The 18732-nt window shown below is 50.1% G+C and carries 15 protein-coding genes and 2 pseudogenes; 13 read left to right on the top strand and 4 right to left on the bottom strand.

Annotated features, from left to right (window positions below; genetic code table 11):
• Positions 1-2 precede the first annotated feature (2 nt).
• On the top strand, positions 3-1409 hold the full coding sequence (locus SCU88_RS11755) for a c-type cytochrome (RefSeq protein ID WP_175342164.1): 1407 nt from the start codon (positions 3-5) through the stop codon (positions 1407-1409).
• 100 nt (positions 1410-1509) lie between these two features.
• Here SCU88_RS11755 and fdhA read toward each other — a convergent pair whose 3' ends face one another.
• Positions 1510-2697, bottom strand: a complete 1188-nt coding sequence (gene fdhA, locus SCU88_RS11750; protein ID WP_175342151.1) for a formaldehyde dehydrogenase, glutathione-independent — start codon at positions 2695-2697, stop codon at positions 1510-1512.
• Positions 2698-3319: 622 nt separating this feature from the next.
• On the opposite strand from fdhA, the gene SCU88_RS11745 reads away from it, so the two are divergent.
• Positions 3320-4669 carry an MFS transporter gene (locus SCU88_RS11745; RefSeq protein WP_175342152.1) on the top strand — a complete coding sequence of 450 codons (1350 nt, stop codon included), beginning with the start codon at positions 3320-3322 and terminating at the stop codon, positions 4667-4669.
• Between the two features lie 18 nt (positions 4670-4687).
• Here the strand turns inward: SCU88_RS11745 and SCU88_RS11740 are convergent, their stop codons facing one another.
• Positions 4688-5050 carry a winged helix-turn-helix transcriptional regulator gene (locus SCU88_RS11740; protein WP_175342153.1) on the bottom strand — a complete coding sequence of 121 codons (363 nt, stop codon included), beginning with the start codon at positions 5048-5050 and terminating at the stop codon, positions 4688-4690.
• A gap of 93 nt (positions 5051-5143) precedes the next feature.
• Here SCU88_RS11740 and SCU88_RS11735 point away from each other — a divergent pair, with 93 nt between their 5' ends.
• Positions 5144-5896 (top strand): SDR family NAD(P)-dependent oxidoreductase, encoded by a 753-nt coding sequence (locus tag SCU88_RS11735; RefSeq protein ID WP_431810162.1) that lies wholly within the window; start codon positions 5144-5146, stop codon positions 5894-5896.
• A 142-nt stretch (positions 5897-6038) separates the two neighbouring features.
• Here the strand turns inward: SCU88_RS11735 and SCU88_RS11730 are convergent, their stop codons facing one another.
• Positions 6039-6389 (bottom strand): GFA family protein, encoded by a 351-nt coding sequence (locus tag SCU88_RS11730; RefSeq protein ID WP_175342155.1) that lies wholly within the window; start codon positions 6387-6389, stop codon positions 6039-6041.
• 340 nt (positions 6390-6729) lie between these two features.
• On the opposite strand from SCU88_RS11730, the gene SCU88_RS11725 reads away from it, so the two are divergent.
• From SCU88_RS11725 to SCU88_RS11680, 10 genes and pseudogenes are all read left to right on the top strand, one after another.
• Positions 6730-8109 (top strand): ISNCY family transposase, encoded by a 1380-nt coding sequence (locus SCU88_RS11725; protein ID WP_227654054.1) that lies wholly within the window; start codon positions 6730-6732, stop codon positions 8107-8109.
• Positions 8110-8296: 187 nt separating this feature from the next.
• The gene (locus SCU88_RS11720; RefSeq protein WP_012540023.1) at positions 8297-8716 is read left to right on the top strand and encodes an ASCH domain-containing protein; all 420 of its coding nucleotides are present in this window, start codon (positions 8297-8299) and stop codon (positions 8714-8716) included.
• 166 nt (positions 8717-8882) lie between these two features.
• Positions 8883-9883 (top strand): annotated as a pseudogene (locus SCU88_RS11715) (ISNCY family transposase); the annotation flags it as partial.
• Between the two features lie 581 nt (positions 9884-10464).
• On the top strand, positions 10465-11706 hold the full coding sequence (locus SCU88_RS11710) for an FAD-dependent oxidoreductase (protein WP_175342156.1): 1242 nt from the start codon (positions 10465-10467) through the stop codon (positions 11704-11706).
• Between the two features lie 80 nt (positions 11707-11786).
• The gene (locus SCU88_RS11705; protein ID WP_094284725.1) at positions 11787-12227 is read left to right on the top strand and encodes a flavodoxin domain-containing protein; all 441 of its coding nucleotides are present in this window, start codon (positions 11787-11789) and stop codon (positions 12225-12227) included.
• 19 nt (positions 12228-12246) lie between these two features.
• Positions 12247-13434: a cytochrome P450 gene (locus SCU88_RS11700; protein ID WP_162556299.1), complete on the top strand. Its 1188-nt coding sequence runs from the start codon at positions 12247-12249 to the stop codon at positions 13432-13434.
• A gap of 179 nt (positions 13435-13613) precedes the next feature.
• Positions 13614-14546, top strand: a pseudogene (istA, locus tag SCU88_RS11695) (IS21 family transposase); the annotation flags it as partial.
• Positions 14546-15325, top strand: coding sequence for an IS21-like element ISSen3 family helper ATPase IstB (istB, locus tag SCU88_RS11690; protein WP_431810022.1), 780 nt, complete (start codon positions 14546-14548; stop codon positions 15323-15325). The pseudogene istA and the gene istB, both read left to right, overlap by 1 nt.
• 70 nt (positions 15326-15395) lie before the next feature.
• Positions 15396-16175, top strand: a complete 780-nt coding sequence (locus SCU88_RS11685; RefSeq protein WP_431810136.1) for an MFS transporter — start codon at positions 15396-15398, stop codon at positions 16173-16175.
• Between the two features lie 104 nt (positions 16176-16279).
• Positions 16280-16924 (top strand): TetR/AcrR family transcriptional regulator, encoded by a 645-nt coding sequence (locus tag SCU88_RS11680; protein ID WP_094284709.1) that lies wholly within the window; start codon positions 16280-16282, stop codon positions 16922-16924.
• An 84-nt stretch (positions 16925-17008) separates the two neighbouring features.
• Here the strand turns inward: SCU88_RS11680 and SCU88_RS11675 are convergent, their stop codons facing one another.
• A complete protein-coding gene (locus tag SCU88_RS11675; protein ID WP_175341497.1) occupies positions 17009-18469 on the bottom strand; it encodes an amino acid permease in 1461 nt (486 codons plus the stop codon).
• Positions 18470-18732: the final 263 nt, after the last annotated feature.

The following is an 18732-nucleotide window of genomic DNA, read 5'->3' as shown; positions in this document are numbered from 1 at the left end:
TGATGAAACATTTACTGGTTTGCGCGCTGCTGTCGGCGGCAGGATTATCCTGGTGCGTATCGGCTTTCAGCGCACAACTCGAGGCATCTCCAACGCTGGTGAAGCGAGGTGAATATCTGGCTATTGCCGGTGACTGTTCAGCCTGTCACCGCAACCCGGCCGACAATAATCCCTATTCCGGGGGGGTTGCGATTGAGTCGCCGATGGGACTGATTTATGGATCTAATATCACGCCGTCAAAGCAGTTCGGTATCGGCAACTATCGTTTCGATGACTTTAAAACGGTGATGCGTGAAGGCAGGGCGCCTGGCGGCCATTATCTGTATCCGGCAATGCCCTATACCTCGTTTGCCGGGATGTCCGACGACGATCTGCTGGCGCTTTACTCATGGCTGATGTTGGGCGTTGCGCCAGATGATCATCCGGTACCGGAAACCAGACTGCCGTTTCCGTTCTCTTTCCGCCCGCTGATGGCTTTCTGGAACGCGCTGTTCCTGGACAACAGCCCGGTCACCGGAGGCGATGCGGCGTCAGGCAGCGTCGAACGCGGTGAGTATCTGGTGAAAACCCTGACCCATTGTTCCACCTGCCACACACCGCGCAACAGCATGATGGGCGAAGAGAACGATCGGTTCCTTTCTGGCGGTAAAGTAGGGAGCTGGACAGCCCCCAATATCACCCCGGACCCGCAGGCCGGGATAGGTAACTGGAGCGAAGCGGAGCTGGTCACGTATCTGCGCAGCGGCACACTGCACGGCAAAGCCGTTGCCGGGGGAGAAATGGGCACCGCGGTACAGAACTCATTCTCACAGATGCAGGAAAGCGATCTGCAGGCGATTGCCCGCTATATCCGGCAGCTCCCGGCTATTTCCGGGCCGCCGCGTCACCGTTCGGGTAACGATCGACCCGTTGCGGTACTTGCCGATGTCGAGACCGGCATTCATCACGGACTGAACGGCTATCTGTCCCGGGACGGAATGACCGGCGCCCGGTTATACAACGGCGCCTGCGCATCCTGCCACGCCAGCGATGGCCGGGGAACCAGCGATGGGTTTTATCCGCCGCTGGCAGGATCGTCCGCGGTGACATCGCCAGACCCGTCGAACCTGATTATGACTATGGCTGAAGGCATCGATCGTCACACCGCCGCAGGCCATGCATTTATGCCGGAATTTAAAACCCAGTTGACTACGGAAGAACTGGCCAGGCTCGCCAGCTATGTCAGCCAGACCTTTGGTGGCACCACAACCACCATCACGCCGGAGGTTGTCGAACAGACGCTAAAAGGCGAGGGCGGCGGCAGTTGGCTGATTCGCTATGCCAGAGCACTGAGCTGGGCCGGAATCGGTGTGGTTATTCTGCTGGGGCTATGGAGCACAATCGCCTGGCGCCGCAGACACCGCAAGTGAAACCCGAACATCAAAATACCCCGACATAGCTGAAATCCGGGCAGTAAGCTGGCCTGACAGATAACGGTATCATCCCCGCTATCCGTCAGGTCGCCATCGGTCAGGCGATTAATCCGTGCGGATCCAGCACGTATTTCGCTGCAACACCGGCATCAAAGCTGGCATAACCTTCAGCCGCGCTTTCCAGCGGGATAACCTTCGCATTAACAATTTTGGCGATGGGCAGGCGGTCGTGCAAAATGGCATTCATCAGCTGGCGGTTATAGCGTAAAACCGGCGTCTGCCCGGTATGCAGAGTTTGCGCCTTAGACCAGCCCAGGCCGAATTTCAGGCTCAGGGAGCCTTCGCGTGCGGCTTTCTCGTCGGCTCCCGGATCGTCCGTCACATAAAGTCCCGGGATCCCGATATTCCCGGCCACCCGGGTGATGTCCATCATGCTGTTCAGTACCACCGCAGGCTGCTCCTTACCTGAATGGCCCCGAGCTTCAAAGCCTACCGCATCAATAGCCGAGTCGACCTCCGGTACGCCAACCACTTCGGCGATCATTTCGCCCAGACGGTCATGTTGACTTAAGTCGATAGGGACAAACCCCATTTTTTCAGCATGTGCCAGCCGTTCTTTATTGAAGTCACCAACCATTACCACCGCGGAACCCAGAATTTGCGCAGAGGCTGCGGATGCCAGACCCACCGGACCGGCACCGGCGACATAGGTCACCGAGCCAACGCCTACTCCTGCGGTTATCGCGCCGTGAAACCCCGTTGGCAGGATGTCGGAAAGCATGGTCAGATCCAGAATCTTTGCCAGCGCCTGGTCACGGTCAGGGAATTTGAGCAGGTTGAAATCGGCATACGGGACCATCACATATTTGGCCTGCCCACCGACCCAGCCTCCCATATCCACATAGCCGAATGCGCCCCCGGCACGCGCCGGGTTAACGGTCAGGCAGACGCCGGTGTCGAGCTCACGACAGCAGCGACAGCGGCCGCACGCCACGTTAAAGGGGACAGAGACAATATCGCCAACGTTGAGCATTTCAACATCGGAGCCTTTTTCAATAATTTCGCCGGTAATTTCATGCCCCAGAACCATACCCGCCGGGGCGGTTGTCCGGCCGCGAACCATATGCTGATCGGACCCACAGATGTTGGTCGACAGAACTTTGATAATCACGGCGTGGTCGATTTTCTTTCCCGAGGGGCTGACGAATTTCGGATCGTCAATATCCATGACATCTACGTTGCCCGGGCCCTGGTATACAACGCCTCTGTTTGATGAGTGTCCCATAATTGCTCCATATCGTGCTGATTAAGATGTCTATCTCAGATAGCAGATGGGCACTAATTACCGCGATAGCGCATCCGGGTCTGCACGGTCAGTCTATTTGGGGTCAGAATGTAAAAATGCTCTGATAACGACATCGGTAATTGCGATAACCAGCCTGATAACGACATCTGTAAAATATATGATGTAAAACGTGAGGTGAGGGCGAGCGCTACGGAGATCTTCAAAATAAAAAACGACACTGAGATATCTGAAAGCGACAATAAAATAAATAATTCGCCCATCCTCTTTATTCTCGTAAAGGAAATTGATATGACAGGAGATTCCATAGCAACCAATTGACATTTATCATATTATTTTTTTGTTGTCGCACCATCTATTTCAGAAGGTGTTATATCTCAGCAGTTTCGTTGAACGCATAAAAACTTTATGTCACGCTATCGTTATATTTATTGGTTGTGATTTTATGACCCCCGACATTAACCACGCGGTTAGTGCCTGATTAATATTGTGGCGTTAACCTTAAAAACAATATCGTATTTTTCTGTAGCTCTACAGGGGTTGCGTATACATCTGCGACTTTAACTCACGTCTGGTTATCACGGTCAGGCAGGGAGATAACTCTATGAATAATATGACACCGGTTTCCAAATCGACGCTTCGCAAAGTGACAACAGCCGCCGCGATAGGGAATTTTGTCGAATGGTTTGATTTCGCCGTTTATGGTTTTCTTGCCACCATTATCGCCCAACAATTCTTTGCGCCAGACCTGGCGCAGGCGGCATTGTTGCAAACATTTGCGGTCTTTGCCGTGGCTTTTGCGCTGCGTCCACTGGGCGGCGTGATATTTGGCCTGCTGGGTGATAAATTTGGCCGCAAGCGTATTTTGTCGTTAACGGTATTGCTGATGGCGGCGTCAACCACCGTGATTGGCCTGCTGCCTGGCTATGCCAGTATGGGTATGCTGGCACCGCTGTTTCTGACGCTGGCCCGATGCGTTCAGGGGTTCTCGGCCGGTGGCGAATATGCCGGAGCCTGTGCCTATGTCATGGAGCATTCCCCCAACCACAAACGCGCCTGGTATGGTAGCTTTATCACAGTCTCCACGTTTGCCGCCTTCGCTGCGGCTGCGATATTGACTTACCTGTTGGATGCCGGTCTTAGCGAGGAACAGATGAGCAGTTGGGGATGGCGTATTCCTTTCCTGGTGGCGGCTCCGCTTGGCCTGGTGGGGGTTTATTTGCGACTGCGCATGGAAGAGACACCGGCATTCCGTGCGGCACTGGAGGAATCAGACAGTGCGCATGCGCCAGTAAGCGAAACGTTACGCCAGCAGGCGGGAAATATTCTGCGGCTGGGGGCTTTTATTGCGTTAACCGCGCTGTCGTTTTACATGTTCACGACCTATTTCTCCACCTTTCTGCAGCTGGAAGGGGGCATGAACCGGGCTTCTGCGCTGATGGTCTCAACCATTGCGCTGCTGTTTGCCGCCGGGGCCTGTCCAATAGCCGGTACGCTTTGCGATCGCATCGGGCGCAAGAAAACCATCGCGCTGACCGGCACCTGGGTGATTATCAGCGTCTGGCCGGCCTGGCAGTTAGCCAGTTCAGGGCATTTGTGGGCGGCCATTATCGGCGATCTGCTATTAGCGACCGGCGCCGTGCTTTCCGGCGTGGTAACGGCCGCGCTGCTGTCTGAAGTTTTTCCCACCCGGGCGCGCTATACCGCATCTGCCATTACCTACAATCTGGCCTATACGATTTTTGGCGGCACGGCTCCCTTAGTGGCAACCTGGCTTATCGCTTACACCGGCAGCGGCGTTTCGCCCGCATTTTATCTGGCACTGGTGGCGGTACTGGCTCTGGCAGGGGGGTTAGCACTGCCGGAAACCTCGCGCATCTCGTTGCACGGAGAGCGGAAGGTTTCGCAGGCAGGGTCGCGGTTCAGTTCGTTGAAGGCGGGGGCGGATAATTGAAAAACGCTTTTTACCCGTTTACTGGCGAGCGCTCTGCGGCTTCTCTCGATTATGTACGATATTTTCAATCTGCTCCGTATGCCGCTCGCCCCACTGACAGAGCGGCGCTAACGCACGGGCCAGGGAGTCGCCGAAACCGGTTAAGGCGTATTCAACTCTGGGCGGAATTTCGCCGTAGTCGGTGCGTTCAACGACACCATCTTGCTGAAGTTCTTTCAGCTGTTGAATCAATACCTTGTCGCTTACGCTTCCAATAGCGCGCTTCAGCTCTCCATAACGATGTACTTCATGGGCAAGGTGAAACAGTACTAGCGGTTTCCACTTTCCGCTGAGTACCGCCAAAGCCGCTTCCAGACCGCACTTGAATTTTTGATTTAGCATAAATTCTCATCCGCCAGGTACTTACCAAAAGGTGCATACTATACTAAATGTTCAACGCTGTTTATGCTATGACCTTCCACCTTTGAGGAGGACATTATGAGTAGATTAGCGGGAAAAATCGCGGTGATTACCGGCGGAAATAGCGGTATAGGTCTGGCTACGGCCAGGCGCTTTGCCCGGGAAGGCGCGCAGGTGGTTATCACTGGGCGCCGTCAGAAAGAACTTGATGAAGCCATTGCGCTGATAGGTCATGAGGCGCTTGCGATTCAGGGCGACATATCGAAGATGGCCGATCTGGAACGTATTTTTTCTCGCATCCAGCAAGTGAAAGGAAAAGTTGACATCCTCTTCGCTAATGCGGGCCTGGGAGAGCTGCAACCGCTTGGCGCGATTACCGAGGAATCGTATGAGGATACGTTTAACGTTAACGTAAAAGGGACGCTGTTTACCGTACAGAAGGCACTGCCGCTTATGTCGCAAGGCAGTTCGATTATTCTGACCGGTTCGACAACCGGGTCAATGGGTACACCGGCATTTAGCGTTTACAGCGCGTCGAAAGCGGCAATTCGTAACTTTGCCAGAAGCTGGGCGCTGGATCTGCAGGGAACGGGGATCCGCGTAAATGTGCTATCGCCAGGTTCCACAGCGACGCCAGGGCTGTTTAATGTCCTGGAGAGTTCAGGGCAAAAAGAGAGTTTACTGACCAGTTTCGCTCAGGGAGCGCCGCTTGGACGTATTGGCGATTCGGATGAGATCGCCGCTGTCGCCTTATTCCTGGCCTCTGACGAGAGCAGCTTTATGACCGGCAGCGAAGTCTTCGTTGACGGTGGGCTGGCACAAATTTAAGTGATATACACCTGGCACTGGTGGCGGATACTGGCTCTGGCAGGGGCGAATAATCGAACATTTTTAACAACGCGCTCTGGTGAAATCTGCAGGGTAATCCATGACAATGGATGACAGATTTCACGTAGCGCGATCGTTTGTTTTAAAGGCTGGCGCCGTCATGATACCGAATCTGCAGTTTATCCAGATCCAGGTCGGGGACGCAGCGTAAATTGATGGCATACATCTCATTGCCATCGGGCGTTTTGGCGTGAGCGAAAGCTTCGGAGCCACAGACCTGGCAGAACTGATGGTGGATCTGGCGCGAGTTAAACAGATAAGTGGTTAGCCGATCCTGGCCACTGTTAAGAGTGAATACATCGACCGGAAAGAAAGCCAGCAGCGATCCTTTGCGACGACAAATGGAGCAATTACAGCTCAGCGCTTTTTCTGGCAGTTCGGCGTCGACCGTGAAGGTGACGGCGCCGCAGTGACAGCTACCTTGAAAGGACATGGTGTTTGCCTGTAAAAGTGAGTGGAACTATAACTATAGACGCCAGCGGCCAACAGAAATGAAATCCGTGCATCATAACCAGGCGCTGCAAAAAAACCGGGATAATGGGGAAGGGAATGGCAATTCAATCAGAGGGCATCAATCCGTGGCGTCTGGTGCGTATTCATATACTCGATTTAACATAATATACATTATGCGCACCGATGATGTAGGGGCTCAATGATAATGTCTATTTGTGGCTCATTAGGAATGTCCAGGCTATAGTTCTCAGACCTGTATGCCTAGTCAACAACTCGCTTTTCCTGATGAGGAGTTTTCTGTGGCTATACATGACACCGGGATGTTCACCGTGAAAGAAATCAACCGCCTCAAAATCCTTCAGGATGTCATCGACCGCAACCTGCGTCCTGGTCAGGCAGCCGAAATGCTCGGTATCACGCCGCGCCATTGCAGCCGTCTGCTGAAACGTTATCGTCAGTCCGGGCCACTGGGCATGAATAACCAGAGTCGTGGTCGCACCGGAAATCGCCTGCTTCCCGCATCATTGACTGATCAGGCCCTGAATATCATCCGTGAACGCTATGCCGATTTTGGCCCCACACTGGCGCGGGAAAAGCTCGCTGAAAATCACGGTATTGTTCTTGGTAAGGAAACGCTCAGACGGCTTATGATAAAAACCGGGCTCTGGGTTCCCCGCAAGCAACGTGCGCCAAAAATTCAGCAGCCACGCTATCGCCGGGCTTGCTGCGGCGAACTGATCCAGATTGATGGTTGCGACCATCACTGGTTCGATAACCGTGCGCCTGCCTGTACTGCCCTGGTCTACGTTGATGATGCGACGAGCCGCCTGATGCAACTCCGTTTCGTGAAATCGGAATCGACTTTCACCTATTTTGAAGCCACGCGGGGCTATCTGGAGAAGCATGGCAAACCCCTGGCGCTGTACAGCGATAAAGCCAGCGTCTTCAGAATCAACAATAAAAACGCTACCGGTGGCGATGGTTATACCCAGTTTGGCCGTGCGATGCACGAACTGAACATCCAGACTATCTGCGCCAATACCAGCTCAGCCAAAGGCCGTGTGGAACGGGCCCATCTGACGCTTCAGGATCGCCTGGTAAAGGAGCTCCGGCTCAGGGGCATTTCCTCAGTGGATGCAGCCAATGATTTTGCTGATGAGTTTATGACCGATTACAACCGGCGCTTTGGCAAAGCACCCCGGCATGACTTTGATGTTCACCGGCCACTTGAAACTGATGATGATCTGACCGCATTTTTCACATGGCGGGAACCGCGCCGTGTTTCAAAATCCCTGACGGTGCAGTATGACAAAGTGCTCTATCTGATTGAAGACAATGAGTTAAGCCGAAGGGCTATTGGCAAGTACATTGAGGTCTGGCATTACCCGGATGGCCGGAAAGAGCTCCGGCTAAACGGGGTTGTCCTTCCCTACTCCACCTATGATCGCCTTCAGGAAATCGACCAGGGGGCTATCGTGGACAACAAGCGCCTCGGGCGTACACTTGAATTTATCAAACTGATACAGGACAAACGCGACAATAACCGTTCACAGGCTCTCCCTGCCGGAGATGGCCCCTCGCGCCGAAGCAGGAAACCCACAGAGAAGAAATCCCAGCGATCTCTGGACGAAGACGATATGCTCAATGCGCTGAAAACATTACAATCACGTTCTGACGAGATTTTCGGTACAAGGAAATGACATGGAGATGATGGCAGACATAATCCCATCTTCATAGAGCTGCAATGCAAGAGAGTTTAAGGTCCGCTTTGAGCGAGGAGCGGACGTTCGCGGTAGCGCAACAAAGATGAATATTTGAATCAGATAGTTCATATTAAACGGAAATAGGTTACTTCCTCTAAACGTATCAGAGTAACAAAGGCTGAAAATGGCAAAGCTTGAAGAATTAAAAAACATTTATCCCGGTGCACTGGCATGGAAATTTGGCGACAGCCCAGAACTTGCTGACGAACTCGTACAACTGGTTTTGAGTGGGAGTAAAACAGCGACATGCTCTTCGATAGCATCTTTTCACCATGAACATGAACGAGGCGAAGCTCCCTGCGTTGGAAGTTATAATATCATTCTTAACGGAGCCGGGCAGCCAATGTGCGTGATCAGAACTCTCAGGATGCAAGTTATCCGCTTCAATGAAATGACGAGTGAACTTGCCAGTAAGGAAGGTGAAGGTGATTTAAGTCTGGAGTATTGGAATGAAGGTCATAAGCGTTATTTTGAGCGTGAAGGCACTTATTCTGAAGAAATGGAACTTATATTTGAGGAATTTGAACTTACAGAGATTTTGTAACTGTCAGCTACTGGCACTAAGCGGACTTTTCAACATCAGGACATTTCTAACGAGCCAGTGATTAGACATTTTCACTGAGCTTTGACAATATGTAACAGCAAAGTTGTAATGTCCGCCTTGGGCTAAGTTAAGATGTCCGTCATGTATAATCAACAAGAAGATCACCATGACGGCTCATGCAGCGGAGTTTTTTACATTGGATGAAGTTAACCGACTCAAAGTCACTCAGGATGTTGTTGATCGCCGTCTGACAACTCAAATGGCAGCTCAGCGACTGGGCATCTCGGATCGCCAGTGCAGACGGCTTCTGTCGCGTTACCGTGAATCTGGCCCACTTGGTATGGCTAATCGTCGTCGTGGGAAACCCAGCAATAATCAGTTGCCTGATGGCCTTGCCCGGTATGCACTCAGTATTATACGTGAGCGCTATGCAGACTTTGGGCCGACGCTGGCGTGTGAGAAGCTTGCAGAACTGCACGATGTCCACCTGTCCAAAGAAACTGTCCGGTCGCTCATGGTTAAAGCCGGTTTCTGGGTCCCCCGTAAGCAACGTGCGCCAAAAATTCAGCAGCCACGCTATCGCCGGGCCTGTTGTGGCGAACTGATACAGATAGATGGCTGTGACCACCACTGGTTCGAGAATCGTGCTCCAGCCTGTACCGCGCTTGTTTACGTTGATGATGCAACGAGCCGACTGATGCAGCTCCGCTTTGTAAAATCGGAATCAACATTCACCTATTTTGAGGCTACACGAGGCTACCTGAAAAAACATGGTAAACCGCTGGCGTTATACAGTGACAAAGCCAGTGTATTCAGAATAAACAACACGCATTTCCCCGGTGGTGATGGACAGACTAAGTTTAGCCGTGCCATGAACTAGCTAAACATCACCGGTATCTTTGCCACCACCAGTTCAGCCAAGGACCGTGTTTAACGGGCTCACCTGACGTTACAGGACCGCCTCGTCAAGGAGCTGAAACCCCGTGGTATCAGTACACCCAAAGCCGCAAACGCCTTGCCGAAGAGTTTATGGCTGACAACAACCGCCGGTTTGTATAGCCACCTCGTCACAATTTCGACGTTCACCGTCTGCTTGAGAATAATGAAAATCTGGAGTCAACATTCACATGGCGTGAACAGCTTAAGGTCCCCAAGAACCTGACCCTTTTTCTTCTGCAGGTCTGCATGCATTGCAGCCGATTCAGAAATTAATAAATTCGAACCATCACTCCATGGCAAGAACTTATACTCAGAAGCGATATTATAAGAAATTGATTATTTTCTGAAGTGCGCCACAACATTCAAAGATCTTTTAGAAAAGTTCCTGACAAAAGTTAACTTGGCAATGTACCAATTTAGAGCATAAGTATGTTTAACCTTAATCCATCCACACTACAACAATGAAAAGGTTATGATTGTTAAGTGCTTGATTGAAGAGTTTTAATTAAAAAATATTAATTGCATCTAATTTCAAAAAATCAAATCAGTTTATTTCAATGCTTCAAAATAGTGCACCCCCTAAATCACTTGCACCAATTTGGTTCACCTTTTAAGTAAAAGGTTAATGTTTTTACTATAAAAAAAGCTTGCTTTGTTAAAAACATACATGTAAGTGTAATGGCACTTCATATACTGTTTCTTTTTTGTGGTGGATGTTAATCATAACGGCTTGGGCTGTTTTTTTAACGCAAAAAAAAGCGAACGTCCGTTCGTTCGCACGAGAAGAAACCTCAAGTCAAGGAGCCAATATGCTACAGCTGATGCCTACAATTGCGATTATCGGGAGTGGTCCTGCAGGCTGCTACAGTGCTCAGTTCCTGAAAAAAGCTCTCCCGGGCGCCGAAATAACAGTGTTTGAGGCACTACCAGTGCCTTACGGACTTCTCCGGTATGGCGTGGCCCCAGATCATCAGGGAACCAAAAACATCTCCTCACAATTTGAACGCATGTTCACCACCAGTAATGTTCGGTTTGTAGGAAATGTAGAAATAGGAAAAGACATTCCTTTAACCGAGCTGATCGATGCATTTGACGTGGTTGTTGTGGCTACTGGGTTATATGTCGATAGAAAACTCGGAATTCCCGGTGATAGTTTGAGCTACGTCTGCGGTGCAGGGGAAATTCTCCGGTCGCTGAACGGATACCCACAGTCAGACAGCAATGGTATGGGACATAGGTTACAAGCCCTGGGGGAACGGATTGCCGTGATCGGTAATGGCAATGTGGCAATGGATGTGGTCCGGTTGATTGCGAAAAGCGAAGAAGAACTGGCGGGTTCAGACATCAACGATATTGCCAGAAAAAACCTCTGCACAGATAAAGTCAGATGCATTGATGTCATAGGCCGCTCTCCTATCGAGCAGGCAAAGTTTGATCTGGCGATGCTACGCGAAATATGCCAACTGAAAAATGCAACCATTCGCTGGCCGGACAAACAAGCCGGTACCCATGGACTTGCAGCAGATCTGTTGTCAAGCACCGATGAGGCATCAGTGGGTAAGAAAGACTCTTTAGAGATTAATTTTCGCTTTAATTCCACCCCCTTGCTAATCACCGCTCATAACATGTCCGCGGTACTGACTCTTAACAACAAAAGTGTTGGCAGTATTCAGTACTATCACTACGACACAATTATTACTGCTGTGGGCTTTTGTCATAACCCTGAGGGGAGTTTTGCCTCAGTTGCCGGAGTTTATTCTGTTGGCTGGGCTCGCCGCGGACCTACTGGTACTGTAGCTGCTAACAGAAGAGAGGCTGCGGAAGTCAGCGCGACGATACTGAAAGACCTGGAATGCGGTCGTATTGCTACTGGTAAAGCCGGTCTGAAAACAGTCGAAGACAAAATTACGCATAAAGCTGTGACATTTGAACAGTGGCAATACCTTGACCGATACGAAATTAATTCTGCTCCCTCCGGGCGATGCAGGAAAAAAGCAATCTCCATAGCAGAAATGCTTTCCGTGATGGAAACAGGAACGTCATTACCGTAATGACCTGGACCACCTTTTGTTACACCAACAGGTTTGCGGAATGCAATGTAAAACAATGCGTTAAAATGCTGAGGTTTAAGATGTTAAAGATTATTTTTGGTACAGAAAGTGGCAACGCTGAGATGGCGGCAGAGGATATGGCTACCGTATTAACAGAAGCAGGTATCGAAGCAAAGGCTGTTGCGATGGATGACTATGATGTTAATGGACTGACTGATGAAGAGCATGTGATCCTCATGACTTCTACATATGGTGAGGGTGAATTGCCGATGACAACCCTACCATTTTACGAAAGTCTAAAAACACTTTCCCCCAACCTTAGCGGTATCAAATTCTCGGCCTTTGGATTGGGTGACAGTACCTATGAAACCTACAATCAGGCCATTAAAACACTCATAGCATTAATGACTGAACTGGGTGCCAGCCAGGTTGGTGAAACAGGCCTCCATGATGCTGCGCTGCCTTATACCGTCAGTGATATGGCCGTTTGCTGGGCCAGCCGCCAGTTTATTATTGCCTGAAGCTAAGAGGATAATTCATATGTTTTCACATCCGGAAAAGCAAGACAGATATTTCCCGTGGGCTGACCGTCTGTTCCGTATTAATCCGTATCCATGGTATGACAAGGCTCGTGCAGAACATCCCGTTTACCGTATGGAGAATGGAGAGATCGTACTGACCCGTTATCACGATGTAATGAAATGGCTGAAAGCACCACTAGGCGCCACCCATTTCGGGAATGGGCCATGGAATAACTTTGATAACACAGTACTGAACATTGATCCACCTGAACACACCACACTGCGTCGATATTCCAATAAATGGTTTACCCCTAAACTGGTTAACCAATATATCACAACCGCAAAAGAGCTGGCTGAGAATGCACTGGAGCGTTATAGCGACGGCAGCGTGATGGATGCATTTTATGAACTTGCAGTTGTTCCTCCGCATGCCACCATGTGCCGCGCTCTGGGTGTACCTGATGATGATGCAGGTCTGATATATCGACATTTTTTAACCTGTACTGATGCACTTGGCCATGGCGTTGGGCGAGATGATACTGAAAAAGCATCTCAGTCTTTCGATTATCTATTTGAACGGTGTAAGAAATATATAGAGGAAAAGCGCCGTAATCCCGGAGTGGGTCCTCATGGACTTGTTGATGATTTTCTTAAGCTTGCAGATGAAGGAAAGATGACCGAGCGTACTGTTCTGGAAACAATGGTGCTCTTTTATGGTTCTGGTTCTCCTAATCCGGCTACCGTCATTGCGTCAGGACTTAACCACTTCGCAAGAGAACCGGAAACCTTCGAGTTATACAGAACACAAACGGGAGAACGTGATGCGATTATTAATGAACTGCTACGCCTCTATCCGGCAGAGATTTCGATGATCCGTTATGCCACTGAGGATACTGAAATTGGCGGTATTCCCGTCAGTAAAGGTACCCCGGTGCGCTCAGTCATTGCGGCCGCGAACCGCGACCCCGAATTCTTCGATAATCCACACGAATTTAATCATAAGCGACCACCGGAGACCAGCATGAACCTGACCTTTGGTGTAGGCCACCATGCATGTGCTGGTCAGTTGATTAGCCGCGCAGCTATTAGAGCCGTTTTCGATGCTGTGGCAAAAAAAGCAACACGTGTCCTCAGCGCAGGTGAGGCGGGTCTGGCTCATACGGATCGTGTTCGTGGTTATCTCTCTTTACCGTTACGTATTTACTGAATTAATACCGACAGTGCAGGACTATAACAAGCTTTTGTCGGAGTTTAGCCGCTCCGACACCCCATCTATCCTGACAGAACGAGTATGCCATGTTTAATATTTCCCTGATTTTCTTATCAGTTAGTATGGCGACGCTGATAATCGCAAGCCTGTATGCCTGCACCCGTTTTCTTCCTGTGGTTAATACCGTAAAGCGTTATCTGCGTGCGCAGTCTGAGCCGCCAAAATATACGCCGCGTCCTGCAGTGACTTCGCTTCTTGATGAATACCGGGATTATATTCGTCAGCGCATCGCTGATGCCCACCCTTATAAAATTCCTGCGACGGTTATCGCCCGCGAGATCACTGAGCAGGGTTATCGTGGTGGCATGACCATCCTGAGGGAGTTTATACGTTCGCTCGCCACACCTAAGGAACAAGAGCTCGTTGTTCGCTTCGAAACTGAGCCCGGACGGCAGATGCAGGTTGACTGGGGCACCATGCGTAACGGCAAATCACCGCTTCATGTGTTCGTTGCCGTTCTGGGATACAGCCGAATGCTGTACATCGAGTTCACTGATAACATGCGCTATGACACGCTGGAAGCCTGTCACCGTAACGCGTTCAGCTTCTTCGGCGGTGTGCCACGGGAAGTGCTGTACGACAATATGAAAACAGTCGTGCTACAGCGTGATGCTTACCAGACCGGCCAGCACCGGTTCCATCCATCCCTGTGGCAGTTCGGCAAAGAGATGGGCTTCTCTCCACGGCTGTGTCGCCCCTTCAGGGCACAGACTAAAGGCAAGGTGGAGCGGATGGTGCAGTACACCCGCAACAGCTTCTACATCCCGCTAATGACGCGCCTGCGCCCGATGGGGATCACCGTTGACGTTGAAACAGCCAACCGATACGGCCTGCGCTGGCTGCACGATGTCGCTAACCAGCGGAAGCATGAAACTATCCAGACCCGTCCCTGCGATCGCTGGATCGAAGAACAGCAGTCCATGCTGGCCCTGCCACCAGAGAAAAAACAGTATCACGTACAGGTAGACGAAAGCCTGGTGACCTTCGACAGGCAGCCACTGCATCATCCGCTGTCCATCTATGACACGTTCTGCAGAGGAGCCGCATAATGGTCGAGCTGCAACATCAGCGGCTGATGGTTCTCGCCGAACAACTGCAACTGGACAGTCTTATCAGCGCAGCGCCGGCGCTGTCGCAACAGGCTGTGGATCAGGAATGGAGCTATATGGACTTCCTGGAGCATCTGCTTCATGAGGAGAAACTGGCCCGCCATCAGCGTAAACAGGCAATGTATACCCGGATGGCGGCCTTCCCGGCGGTGAAAACGTTCGAAGAGTATGACTTCACCTTCGCCACAGGTGCCCCGCAGAAGCAAATCCAGTCGCTGCGTTCACTGAGCTTCATAGAGCGTAACGAAAACATCGTGTTGCTGGGGCCATCCGGCGTGGGGAAAACGCATCTGGCAATAGCAATGGGCTACGAAGCGGTACGTGCGGGTATCAAGGTTCGCTTCACAACGGCGGCGGATCTGTTACTTCAACTGTCCACCGCGCAACGTCAGGGCCGCTATAAAACAACGCTTCACCGTGGCGTGATGGCACCAAAGCTGCTCATCATCGATGAAATAGGCTATCTGCCGTTCAGCCTGGAAGAAGCAAAACTGTTCTTCCAGGTCATCGCCAAACGTTATGAAAAGAGCGCGATGATCCTGACCTCCAACCTGCCGTTCGGGCAGTGGGATCAGACGTTCGCCGGTGATGCGGCGCTGACATCCGCGATGCTGGACCGGATCTTACACCACTCACACGTTGTTCAAATAAAAGGAGAGAGCTATCGACTGAAACAGAAACGAAAGGCCGGGGTTATCGCTGAAGCTAATCCTGAGTAAAACGGTGGATCAATATTAGATCGTCGGTGGAGATGTAAGTGGATCACTTTTTACCCGTCGTTGACAGTTTATGCTTGGAGTCACTCTGTCCATTGTTGTTGGCACACCGCTGGCCACATTCATCGGGCAACTCTTTGGATGGTACTGGGCATTCGCACAGGTCTGTCTGCTTGCGTTTATCACACTGGTGATGATCGTTTATCTTTTACCAGTAAATCCACATGAAAAGCGCAGCGCTCCCCGTACTGAACTTAATGCCATGGTGAACATCCAGGTATGGCTGACGCTGGGTATAGCGGCGATAGGTTTTGCTGGAATGTTCTGCATATATAGCTATCTGGCCCCGGCACTAGTTAACATCACTCATCTAACCCCTCACGGAATACCGCCAATGCTCGTGTTGTTTGGCGTCGGAACTGTTATAGGAAACGTTATTGGTGGCCGCTTGTGTACTCGCTTCCGGTTTGATTCGGTGGGAATAATTCTGGCATTAAGCGCTATTTTCATGCTTGGCTATCCATTAGCCATGCATAACATTCTATCTGCTGCTGCAGGCGTGTTTCTGGTTGGTTGCCTGATGGCTCTGGCCCCTGCGCTCCAGGTAAGGCTGCTTGAAGTAGCCAGTAACGCCCCTTCTCTTGCCGCCGCATCCAATCACGCAGCCTTTAATATTGCCAATGCGATTGGTCCCTGGTTAGGTGGCATGGCAGTCGCTGCCGGCTACGGCTGGACATCTACAGGTTATATTGGTGCGGTAATGGCTTTAGGCGGGTTAGGGATATGGTTTATAGCAAAACGTCTGGAGAGATGTAAATCATCATCGTCTGAAGAGAGTACCGATACTTTGTAACCCTGATTTGAGTGACCTTCAGCTCGAAATGAATTAATTTTTTGTTTCAGGCTGAAGGCTTTTTTATTGTAGAGTGAGGTTTTCCATCATTCAAAAAGATAAAAATGTCTAACCTCACAACGACCAAAATGATGCTGCACCGATTAGACTCATATCTGACTTCATTTGAATGGGAAAGCCTTACTAAAAGCAAACGTTCTATTCTTCAGGCTTTTCTCAAACTCGCGACAAAAGAAGGGTATGACTCTGTTTCAATGCGAGGCTTAGCTAACGCCGTTAACCTTAAGCCACCCACGATGTATTCACATTTCCCAGATGGAAAAGATCAAATCGTCTCTTCAGCGCTTCGCTGGCACTACCATACATTTGCAACTGCCGTGAAGGAAGGGCTGGGCTCGTGCAGGAGACCCGAAGAATACTGGTCGGCACTGATCCGCGTGCATATTACTCAACAGATTAAACATCCTGAAAATGATCTTTTCGATATGCTGATGGCAACCGATCGCCTTGGGAGTGTATTGCCTAATGCACTCCGTACTGAAATGGTCGAGTGGATGGCATTTTGTGATTTTATGTATGAATCAATCGCAACAGACCTCGGCGCCGATGATGCAAAAAGAAAGTCTCGGCTTATCCGGGTATCACTCGACGGTGCAAACAGTTGGTGGTCCTGGAATGGTACTGAGGAAGATCTCGAAGAGTGTATTGGCTATGCACAGAAAATGGCAACAGGAATTCTAAAACTCTGAAACAGATGTACCTCATGTGACCTGCTTACATTTTTGTAATGAGTAACAACAGCCAATATGGCTGTTGTTACCTCACCCCAAAATTTAATACTGTGAACGTCCCAGTCGCGCAAAAACATCAGGGCGTCTGGCCTTATAGTAAAGCGCCAAAGCCATGCCAATGAACATCGCTCCTAACAGGCAAAACAGCATCCACTGGCGTTCACCCGGCTTTCCACCAACAAGAAGGTCAAAGTTTTTAGTTACTAACACGGTTAATCCAACGAAGAAGATACCGGAAATAAGCGGGGCAACAAAAAGCTTAAACACGCTGAGGTTAGAGGGACGCCCATAGCGAAAGTACCAGGACAGTGAAGCAATACATACCACCGTCATCAACATGATAATACCCGCCGTACCCACACCAGATAGCTGGCCGTAGAGAACATCCGGCTGAACTCCCGTGAGGATAAATGGCAACATCACCAGCAGAGTTAAACCAGAAACACTGAGTGAAGCGACAAACGGAGAGGAATGATGCGGGTGTACTTTGCGCAGAGCTCGAGGTAAAGCACCATCAGTTCCCAGATTATACAAATATCGAGACAACACGTTATGCACTGACAATACACTCGCAAGTGATGAAGTCAGAACCAAAAGCGTAACAAGCAGACTGATTCTGGGGCTGATAAACTTTGAGAGAGCATCGGAAAACATCGTAGCTGGAGCATTTTGAGCGATCGTCTGGACATCAGGACCATAGGCGGCAATCAATGCGTAGGCACAAATGGTGTAAATGACACCAATAAAAATAATAGCGCCGTAAGTAGCACGGGGTATTGTCTTTTCCGGAGAACGAACTTCATCACGAAACAAGGATGTCGCTTCAAAGCCAATAAAAAAGGAAACAGCAAACAGGATTGAAAAGGGGGCATTTACACCATCAGCGGTCAAACCAGATGCGGCAAATGGAGAGAACACGGGGATCGCAATATGACCACTACCAATAACACTGCCAGAAAATCCAAGACAGATTATCACCTCTGCCAGCATCACCCATGACAATACCTTTGCGGATAGTTCTACATGCAGATAACCAAATAGTGCAACAACTGCCCAGCAGATGAGCGCATAACAATACCAGGGAAGTTGTATGCCAGCAATCGATTTCATTAACTCAGCGGCAGAAACACCAAAGAATGATGCAATACCTGCCAGAATGAGGAAATAAGATACGGAAGCCATAAGTCCTGCTCCAAGCCCTACAGATTTACCTAAACTGAAGCTGATAAAAGAATAAAAATCACCCGGACGTTTAGCCATTGCAATAACTGAAATATAACCTGCAGCAAATAGAAGAATGATAGCTGTTGTCATAAGGAACATGAGCGGGGCGGATACGCCCCCAAACATCATTGCAACTGGAATATAGCCGGAAACCGTTGTGAGTGGGGCAGAAAATGCAAGTACCGTAAGTGCCAGGCTGATTGCCCCCATTTGTCCGGTAAGCTTATGCTTCCCGACAGGTGCCGGTAGATCGATAAATTCTTTAGTTTGCAGGCTCATTTTTATATCTCACGCAGATGAATTATGGATGCTTCTTACATGTAGCGTTCTGTATCCTTCTGGCCCGGTCGAGTGGTTTACCCTCCCTCAACCGAACGAACGTTCGTACAAGAAAGCAATTGATGTGCCAGCTTATAAAATTGTGCATTTGCAACCACTTATAACTTGCGTTGCATCTGCATTGCACAGAATAAGTGCTTTTTTTACTGAACCGCACCACGATGGACCGGGGTATTAGTCAAATAAAACGTATATGACATTCG

The sequence above is a fragment of the Jejuibacter sp. L23 genome, from assembly GCF_050815825.1.
Classification (GTDB): Bacteria; Pseudomonadota; Gammaproteobacteria; order Enterobacterales; family Enterobacteriaceae; genus Jejubacter; species Jejubacter calystegiae.
This window is presented reverse-complemented; position numbering and strand designations above follow the sequence as displayed.